Genomic DNA, 8,074 nt, shown 5'->3' on the forward strand with positions numbered 1-8,074 from the left:
GGCCTAGGCTGGGGGATCGTGAACCGCCTGATCCTCGGTCGTCCGCTGCGGGGCGTCGCGTTCGACGCCGCCGTCTGCGGGCTCGTCGTGTTCTTCGTGCTGTCCGGGTACCTCGCCGGGCTGACCGGGCTCACGGCGTCCGCGGTCGGCCTGGCGATGGCGGCGGTGCTGTTCTTCCGGCGTACCCATTCGTCGGAGGTGGGCCTCCTGGTGGCCGCGCTCGCGCTGGTCCAGGTGATCGCCGGCTGGGGTCCGCTCAGCTACGACGTCGCCGTGCTGATCGCCCTCTACAGCGTGGTCAAGTACGCCGACCGGCTCCGCGACGGCATCGTCGCCGGGGTCGTCGCCGCGATCGGCGGGGTGCTCGCCGCGCTCCAGTCGCCCGGCACCGGGCCCTGGTGGATGGGCGCGTTCTTCTACGCCCTGATCGTCGGCGCGGTCTGGCTGGCCGGGCTGAACCTGCGGACCCGCCGGCTCTACGTGGTCAGCCTGGAGGAGCGTGCCGGCACGCTGGAGCGGGAACGGGAGGCGGAGGCGCGCGCCGCCGTCGCCGAGGAACGCACCCGCATCGCCCGTGAGCTGCACGACGTGGTCGCCCACAGCATGGCCGTGATGATCGTGCAGGCGGACGGGGTGCGGTTCACGCTCGACCGGGATCCGGCCACCGCCCGGGAGGCGGCCAAGGTGGTCGCGGACACCGGCCGGGCGGCGCTGGAGGAGATGCGGCGGCTGGTCGGCGTACTCCGGGAACCCGACCGTCCGGAGCCGCTGCCGGCGGCGGACGAACCGGCCGCCGAGCCGGCGCACCGCCGACCCGCGCTGGTGGAGCTGCCCGCGTTGCTCGACCGGTTCCGTGCCGCCGGGCTGCGGATCACCTGCGGCGGCGCCGGCACCCCGCGGGCGCTGCCGCCCGGCCTGGAGCTGACCGTCTACCGGGTGGTCCAGGAGAGCCTGACCAACGCGCTCAAGCACGCGGGCGTCGGCGCGTCGGTGGAGCTGACGCTGGACTGGGCCGCGGACGCCGTCGTGGTCCGGGCGGTGGACGACGGCGGCGGCGCTCCGGTGGTCCGGCCGGCGCCGTCCGGCGGGCACGGCCTGGTCGGCATGCGGGAACGGGTCGGGGTGTACGACGGCAGCCTCGCCGCCGGCCCCACACTCGCCGGTGGCTGGCGGGTGCAGGCGCGGCTGCCACTGCCCGCGGCGGCCGGCATCGAGGAAGGGAGCGCGGCGGCGTGACCGTGCGGGTGATGATCGTCGACGACCAGGCGCTGGTGCGGGCCGGGTTCCGGATGGTGCTCGGCTCCCAGCCGGACCTGGAGGTGGTCGGCGAGGCCATCGACGGCGCGGACGCGCTGCGGGTGCTGGACCGGGTCGAGGCCGACGTGGTGGTGATGGACCTGCGGATGCCCACCATGGACGGGGTGGAGGCGACCCGGCGGATCTGCGCCGGTTCGGCCGGCGGCGGCCCGCGCGTGCTGGTGCTCACCACGTTCGACACCGAGGCCGACGCGTTCGCCGCGCTGCGCGCCGGGGCGAGCGGGTTCCTGCTCAAGAACGTGCCGCCGGAGGAGCTCATGGCCGCGATCCGGGTGGTGGCACAGGGCGACTCGGTGGTGGCCCCGTCGATCACCCGGCGGCTGCTCGACCGGTTCGCCGGGCAGCTCGGCCCCGCGCCGACGGCGGACCCGCGGCTGGCCCAGCTCACCGACCGGGAGCGCGAGGTGCTGCTGCTGGTGGCGCAGGGGCTCTCCAACGCCGAGATCGCCGCCCGGGTGCACGTCGCGGAGGCGACCGTGAAGACCCACGTGGGCCGGATCCTGGCCAAGCTCCAGCTCCGCGACCGGGTCCAGGCGGTGGTCCTGGCGTACGAGAGCGGCCTGGTCACGCCCGGCGGCTGACCGGCCGTACGTCTCAGGTCGTACGGGTTTGCCCGGTGGGGGACGACCGTGGTCGCACCGAGGTCGAGCGCGCAGGTGGAGATCAACTGACCGGTGCCGGACCTAGCGTCGGAACTGTCCGAAAGACCGTGTCCGACAGGAGCACCACCGTGTCCGCACCACCGACCACAGGCGTCGCCCTCGCCGCCCGCGCACTGCGCAAGGAGTACGGCGCCGGGCAGTCCCGCGTCGTCGCGCTCGACGGCGTCGACCTCGACCTGGCCGCCGCCCGGTTCACCGCCGTCATGGGCCCGTCCGGCTCCGGCAAGTCCACGCTGCTGCACTGCCTCGCCGGCCTCGACCGGCCGACCGCCGGGGCGGTCCACATCGGTGACGCCGACCTGACGCGCCTGGACGACCGGCGGCTCACCCGGCTGCGCCGGGACCGGATCGGTTTCGTCTTCCAGAAGTTCAACCTGCTGCCCACGCTCACCGCCGAGGAGAACATCGTCCTCCCGCTGGCGATCGCCGGCCGCCGGCCGGACGCGACGTGGTTGCGTCAGGTGGTCGCCGCGGTGGGCCTGACCGACCGCCTCGGGCACCGCCCGGCCGAGTTGTCCGGCGGGCAGCAGCAGCGCGTCGCGGTGGCCCGCGCGCTGATCACCCGGCCGTGGGTGATCTTCGCCGACGAGCCGACCGGCAACCTCGACTCGCGCTCCGGCGCGGAGGTGCTGCGGCTGCTGCGCGAGGCGGTGGACACGCTCGGCCAGACCGTCGTCATGGTCACCCACGACCCGGCCGCCGCCGCGCACGCCGACCGGGTGGTCTTCCTCGCCGACGGCCGGCTGGTCGACGAACTGCACGAGCCGACAGTCGGTGACGTCCGGGACGCGCTCAGCCGGCTCGACCCGGCCGTGGCGCCGGCGGGGCGGTGAGCGGGATGCTGCGCCTGACCCTGCGCCAGGTCCGCGCCGACGGCCTGCGCCTGCTGCTGTCCTCGCTGGCGATCGTGCTCGGCGTCGCGTTCGTCGCCGGCACGCTGATGTTCGTCGACGGCATGCGCGCCGGGGCGTACGAGCGGGCCGGTGAGTTCGACAGACACACCGACCTGGCCGCGTACGCCGGGACCGATCCGCTGCCCCCGGCGCTCGTGGACCGGGTACGCGCCGTCGACGGGGTGGCCGCCGCCGCCGGCGAGCTGACCGGCTCCGCCGGCGTGGTCGGCACCGACGGCCGTCCCGTGCTCGGGTACGCGGTGCTCGCCGCGATCCCCACCGAGGCGGACCTCCAGTCCTACGACGTGGTGGCCGGGCGGCTGCCGCAGCGCCCCGGCGAGGTGGTGCTGGACGACGGGACCGTCGCCGAGCAGCGCTTCGCACTGGGCGGACCGGTGTCGATCGGCGGGCGGGACGGCGCGGCCCGCCCGTACACCCTGGTCGGTGCCGTCGACGTGGACGGCAGCTCCCGCGACGTCGGCGGCCCGTACATCGGGCTGACCGGCCCGGACGCGCTCACCGTCAGCGGCGAGAAGGGCTACGGCCGGATCATGGTGGCGGCGCGGCCCGGTGTCGACGCGGCGGCGCTGGCCGACCGGATCCGCGCCGTGGTGGGGCCGGACGTGACGGTCCGGGACCGGGACGCCGTCCTCGACGCGGCAGTCGACGACGCGGTACGCGACCTGCGGCAGTTCGGCATGCTGCTGGGCACGTTCGCCGCGGTCGCGGTGGTGGTGGCCGGCTTCGTGATCGCCAACACCTTCGCCATCGTGCTCGCCCAGCGCTCCCGGCGTACCGCGCTGCTGCGCCTGGTCGGCGCCACCCGGGGGCAGATCTACCGGGCCACGCTGTCCGAGGCGGCGGTGACCGGCCTGCTCGCCTCCGTGGTCGGAGTGCTGGCCGGCGCGGCGGTGGCCGGCGGCCTCGGCCTCCTGCTCGCCGGCACCGGCGTGCCGCTGGGCAGCGGGCTCACGCTGACCCCGCGTACGCTGCTGGTCTCGCTGGGGCTGGGGACGCTGCTCACGGTGGCGTCGGCCGCGCTGCCGGCCTGGCAGGGCACCCGGGTCGCCCCGGTGGCGGCGCTCACCGACGCGGCGGTCGACCCGGTCCGTCCGGCCGGCCGGATCCGGCTGGGGGTCGGCGCGCTGGCGCTCGCCGCCGGTGTGGCGGCGCTGGCCGGGGCCGGCGCCACCGGCCAGGTGGTGCTGGTCGCGGCGGGCGGGCTGCTGGCCTTCGGCGGCATCGTGGCGTTCGGCCCGGTGCTGGTGCCGGCGCTGGTACGGGTGCTCGGCGGGCCGTTCCGCGCGGCGTTCGGCGCCACCGGCGGGCTGGCGGTGTCGAACGCGGTGCGCAACCCGCGCCGGGTCGCCGCGACCGCGACGGCCATGGTGATCGGCATCGGGCTGGTCTCGGCCTTCGTGGTCGGCGCGGCGAGTGTCAAGTCCGGCATCGAACGCGCGGTGGACGCCCGGATCGGCGTGGACTTCCTGGTCACCGGCATCGGCGGTGACCTGCCGGCCACTATCGCCGGCGAACTGGCCGCCCGCCCGGAGCTGGGCGTGGTGCACGAGCAGCGCAGCCGGGTGGTCGGCGACGTGCAGTTGCGCGCCGCGCATCCGGCGCTGGTCCGGCGGACGCTGTCCGCCGCGGACGCCGGTGACCCGGCGGATCTGGGGCCGGGAGCGGTGCTGGTGCACCGCGAACTGGCCGCCGCCCGGGGCTGGACGGCCGGCTCCACGATCACGCTCGCCGGGCGGCCGTTCCGGGTCGCCGCCGTGGTGGCCGACGAGGAGCCGGTCCTGGCCGGCAGCCCGGTGCCCGCCGGCCATCTGGTGGACGTGCTGGACGCCGACTTCACCGCCATGTTCCCGGCCGAGCGCGGCTACCTGGCCGAGGTGGACCCGGCCGCCGGGGTGAGCGTCGACGCGGCCCGGGCCGCCGTCGAGTCGGTGCTGGCCCGCTACCCGACGGTGAACGTGATGGACCAGGCCGCGTACAAGAAGATGCTCACCGGCACCGTCGACCTGGTGCTGGGGTTCGTCACCGCGCTGCTCGGCCTGGCCGTGGTGATCTCGCTGGTCGGGGTCGCCAACACGCTCAGCCTGTCCGTGGTGGAACGCACCCGGGAGACGGCGGTGCTGCGCGCGGTCGGGCTGAGCCGGGCCGGGATGCGGGGCGTGCTCGCGGTCGAGGCGGTGCTCACCGCGCTCGTCGGCACGCTGCTCGGCATCGCGCTCGGCACCGGGACGGCGGCCGGGGCGACGGCCGTGGTCGCCCGCATCGGCGGTGACTTCACGCTGGTGCTGCCCTGGGGACGGATCGGGCTGATCGTCGCCGTGGCGGTGGTGGCCGCGCTGCTCGCCTCGGTCCTGCCGGCCCGCCGCGCCCTGTCCCGGCCGGTCGTGGCGTCGCTCGGCGCGGACTGACCGCCCGGTCCCGGACACGCACGAGCCGGCTCCGCCGTGGGCGGGGCCGGCTCGTGGATGCCGTGGGTCAGGGCTGGGTGACCGGCTGCCCGCCGGTGTCCCCGCCGCCGGTGCCGGTGCCGGGGTCGGCGGTGGTCGGGTCGGGCGCCGGCGGCGTGGTGGGCGCCGTCGTCGTCGGCGCGCTGGATGGCGTGCTGCTCGGCTCGTCCGTCGGGGCCGGCTCGTCGGTCACGCTCGGCTGCGCCGACGGGGTCGGGGAGGAGCTCGGCGTCACCGAGGGCGTGGCCGACGGCCTGTCGCCGGGACCGACCGGTCGGTAGGTGTAGTCGTCGTCCGCCGACGGCTCGTCGACGACCGGCTCGGCGGCCTGCTCGCTCGGCGCCACCGCCGGTGCGGTCTTGTCGATCTTCGTGGCCGGTTCGGCGGTGTCGTTCGCGGCCGCCACCAGAGCGCCCAGCGCCCCCATCGCCACCAGCACCGCGCCCAGCGCCCCGACGAGCGTGCCGCGCCGGCTCCGCCGCCGCGACGTCGCCACCGCGGCGCCCGGGCGGACCGCCGGCTGGTCGTCCCGCGACCGCGCCGGACCCGCCGCGCCGCGCAGCGCCACCGTCGCCGTCGGCGAGTCGGTACGCGCGGCCCGCGCCGCGTCGGCCATCGCCGCCGCGCTCGGGTAGCGGTCGGCCGGATCCTTCGCCAGCGCCCGCGACACCAGCTCCCGCACCGACGCCGGGATCTCCGCCGGCAGCTCCGGCGGCTCGTCGTCGAGATGGCGTACGGCCACCTGGAGCGGGTTGTCGCCGGTGAACGGCGGGCTGCCGGTGAGGCAGCAGTACGCGACGGCACCGAGCGCGTACACGTCGGTCGCACCCGAGACGGGCCGGCCGGCGGCCTGCTCCGGCGCCATGTAGAGGGCGGTGCCGGGCACCGCGTTCGTGCTGGTGATGCTCGTGACGTTGGTCGAGCGGGCCACGCCGAAGTCGACCAGGACCACGGTGCCGTCGTCCTGCACGAGCAGGTTGCTCGGCTTCACGTCCCGGTGGACGATGCCCCGGCCGTGCGCCGCGTGCAGCGCCTGCGCCACCTGGGCCACGATCGACATGGTCTCGGCGACCTCGAGCTGCCCGGCGGTTTCGATCCGCCGCGACAGCGGCTCACCGGCGACGAACTCCATCACCAGGTAGTCGGCCCGGCCGCCGCCGGGCAGGTCGTCCTCGCCGCAGTCGAAGACCTGGACCACGCCGGGGTGGCGCAGGGAGGCCATGATCCGGGCCTCGGAACGGAACCGGGCGATGAAGTCGGGGTCGGACACCAGGGCGGGAAGCAGCACCTTCACCGCGACCGGGCGACCGAGGACCAGGTCGGTGGCACGCCAGACGTCGCCCATGCCGCCGGTGGCGACACGGTCATCCAGGCGGTACCGACCGCTGAGTACGACGTCTGAGGACAGCACCCCCATACCGTACCCACTGCGGGCGCGAAGTATTTCCCGCGATATCCGGGGCCGGTTCGGCGGGCCGTCCGGCCGGGTGTGCGGCAGCCGGGACGCCGATCGGCTGATCGTGATCGACCCGGTACGATCGGCCAGGAAGTCACGCGCCCCCGCGCTCCCGGTCCGCCGTGCCGGCGGTGGTCCGTCCGGGGGAGCGTCGCGGTCGCCCTGAGTGTTACCCCGACACGCCGGTGCCAGGGGTAGACATTTCTCTCTGTTTTTCCGGCCTCCGACGGCTTGCCGACGCAGCTCGCCGGGCCCCGTGTCGGCCCGACTCCCGGCCGCCCCCGGACGCCGGTACGGTATGTCCCGCCGACGCCCGATGCCGCGCGGCAGTGTCCAAGGGGCACCGCACCCTCGTGCGCGTGCCTGATCAGCTCACCGGGGGGCCGAGTGCGGATGGCGGTGTGGTCACCGACGCCCGTCGACGTCCGGCGCCGGGCCGTCACGGGACGGCGAGCGTGACGGCCGAGCTGAACGAGGCGGTCGCCGGGGCGCAGGCGGGCGACGAGGAGGCGTTCCGGTTCCTCTACCGCAGCCTGCAACCCGCGCTGCTGCGCTACCTGACCGCGCTCGTCGGCGCCGACGCCGAGGACGTGGCCTCGGAGGCGTGGCTCCAGATCTCGCGTGACCTGCCGTCGTTCACCGGCGGCGAGTTCCGCGCCTGGGTGGTCACGATCGCCCGTAACCGGGCCATGGACCATCTGCGCCGGCAGCGGCGGCGTCCCTCCGTGCCGGTGCCCGTGCAGGCGCTCAACGACCTGGCCGCCGACGTCGACACCGCCGACCGGGCCGGTGAGGCAATCGCCACCGAGAGCGCGCTGGCGCTGATCCGTACGCTGCCGCCGGCCGAGGCCGAGGCGGTGATGCTGCGGGCCGTCATCGGCCTGGACGCGGAGACCGCCGGGCGGGTGCTGGGCCGGCGGGCCGGCGCGGTGCGTACCGCCGCACACCGGGGCCTGCGCCGGCTGGCCGCGATGCTGGAGCGTTCGGCGGCGCAGGCCGCGCCGGACGACACCCGGGACGCCGTCGCGCCGCGTCCCCGTACCGACCGCCAGGTGCCGCACGCGCCCGAGGCCGAGCCGGCGGAGGGCTGACGTGAGGGGAGACGACGGCATGCACGCTCGCCGGTCCGGCGGGCCCGCCGACCGGGCGGAGTCCGACCGCCTGCTCGACGCCGCGCGCGCCGGCACGCCGCCGGGGGCCGACGCCGACCCGCTGAGCCGGCTGCTGTCCGCCGCCGCCGGACCGGCGGCCCCCGGCGAGGTCGCCGGGGAGGAGCGGGCG

Annotated in this window: 6 protein-coding genes; 5 read left to right on the forward strand and 1 reads right to left on the reverse strand. The window is 76.2% G+C overall.

The window, feature by feature from the left end; genetic code table 11:
- Positions 1-18 precede the first annotated feature (18 nt).
- The 4 genes from EAD96_RS22450 to EAD96_RS22465 all read left to right on the forward strand — a co-directional run bounded on the left by EAD96_RS22450 (position 19) and on the right by EAD96_RS22465 (position 5,298).
- Positions 19-1,236 carry a sensor histidine kinase gene (locus EAD96_RS22450; protein WP_199733270.1) on the forward strand — a complete coding sequence of 406 codons (1,218 nt, stop codon included), beginning with the start codon at positions 19-21 and terminating at the stop codon, positions 1,234-1,236.
- Positions 1,233-1,898: a response regulator transcription factor gene (locus EAD96_RS22455; RefSeq protein WP_013476617.1), complete on the forward strand. Its 666-nt coding sequence runs from the start codon at positions 1,233-1,235 to the stop codon at positions 1,896-1,898. The genes EAD96_RS22450 and EAD96_RS22455 overlap by 4 nt, the downstream gene beginning before the upstream one ends.
- 149 nt (positions 1,899-2,047) lie before the next feature.
- A complete protein-coding gene (locus tag EAD96_RS22460; RefSeq protein ID WP_121685682.1) occupies positions 2,048-2,812 on the forward strand; it encodes an ABC transporter ATP-binding protein in 765 nt (254 codons plus the stop codon).
- 5 nt (positions 2,813-2,817) lie between these two features.
- Positions 2,818-5,298, forward strand: coding sequence for an ABC transporter permease (locus EAD96_RS22465; protein WP_121685683.1), 2,481 nt, complete (start codon positions 2,818-2,820; stop codon positions 5,296-5,298).
- Between the two features lie 67 nt (positions 5,299-5,365).
- Here EAD96_RS22465 and EAD96_RS22470 read toward each other — a convergent pair whose 3' ends face one another.
- Positions 5,366-6,748 carry a serine/threonine-protein kinase gene (locus EAD96_RS22470; RefSeq protein ID WP_233586128.1) on the reverse strand — a complete coding sequence of 461 codons (1,383 nt, stop codon included), beginning with the start codon at positions 6,746-6,748 and terminating at the stop codon, positions 5,366-5,368.
- 500 nt (positions 6,749-7,248) lie between these two features.
- Here EAD96_RS22470 and EAD96_RS22475 point away from each other — a divergent pair, with 500 nt between their 5' ends.
- A complete protein-coding gene (locus EAD96_RS22475; RefSeq protein ID WP_013476621.1) occupies positions 7,249-7,884 on the forward strand; it encodes an RNA polymerase sigma factor in 636 nt (211 codons plus the stop codon).
- Positions 7,885-8,074 lie beyond the last annotated feature (190 nt).

It is taken from the genome of Micromonospora sp. BL1 (assembly GCF_003667485.1).
In the GTDB taxonomy this organism is placed as follows: domain Bacteria; phylum Actinomycetota; class Actinomycetes; order Mycobacteriales; family Micromonosporaceae; genus Micromonospora; species Micromonospora tulbaghiae.

Coding starts and splice junctions, on each gene's coding strand:
- EAD96_RS22465 (WP_121685683.1), top strand. CDS start 2,818: ATGCTGCGCCTGACCCTGCGCCAGGTCCGCGCCGACGGCCTGCGCCTG.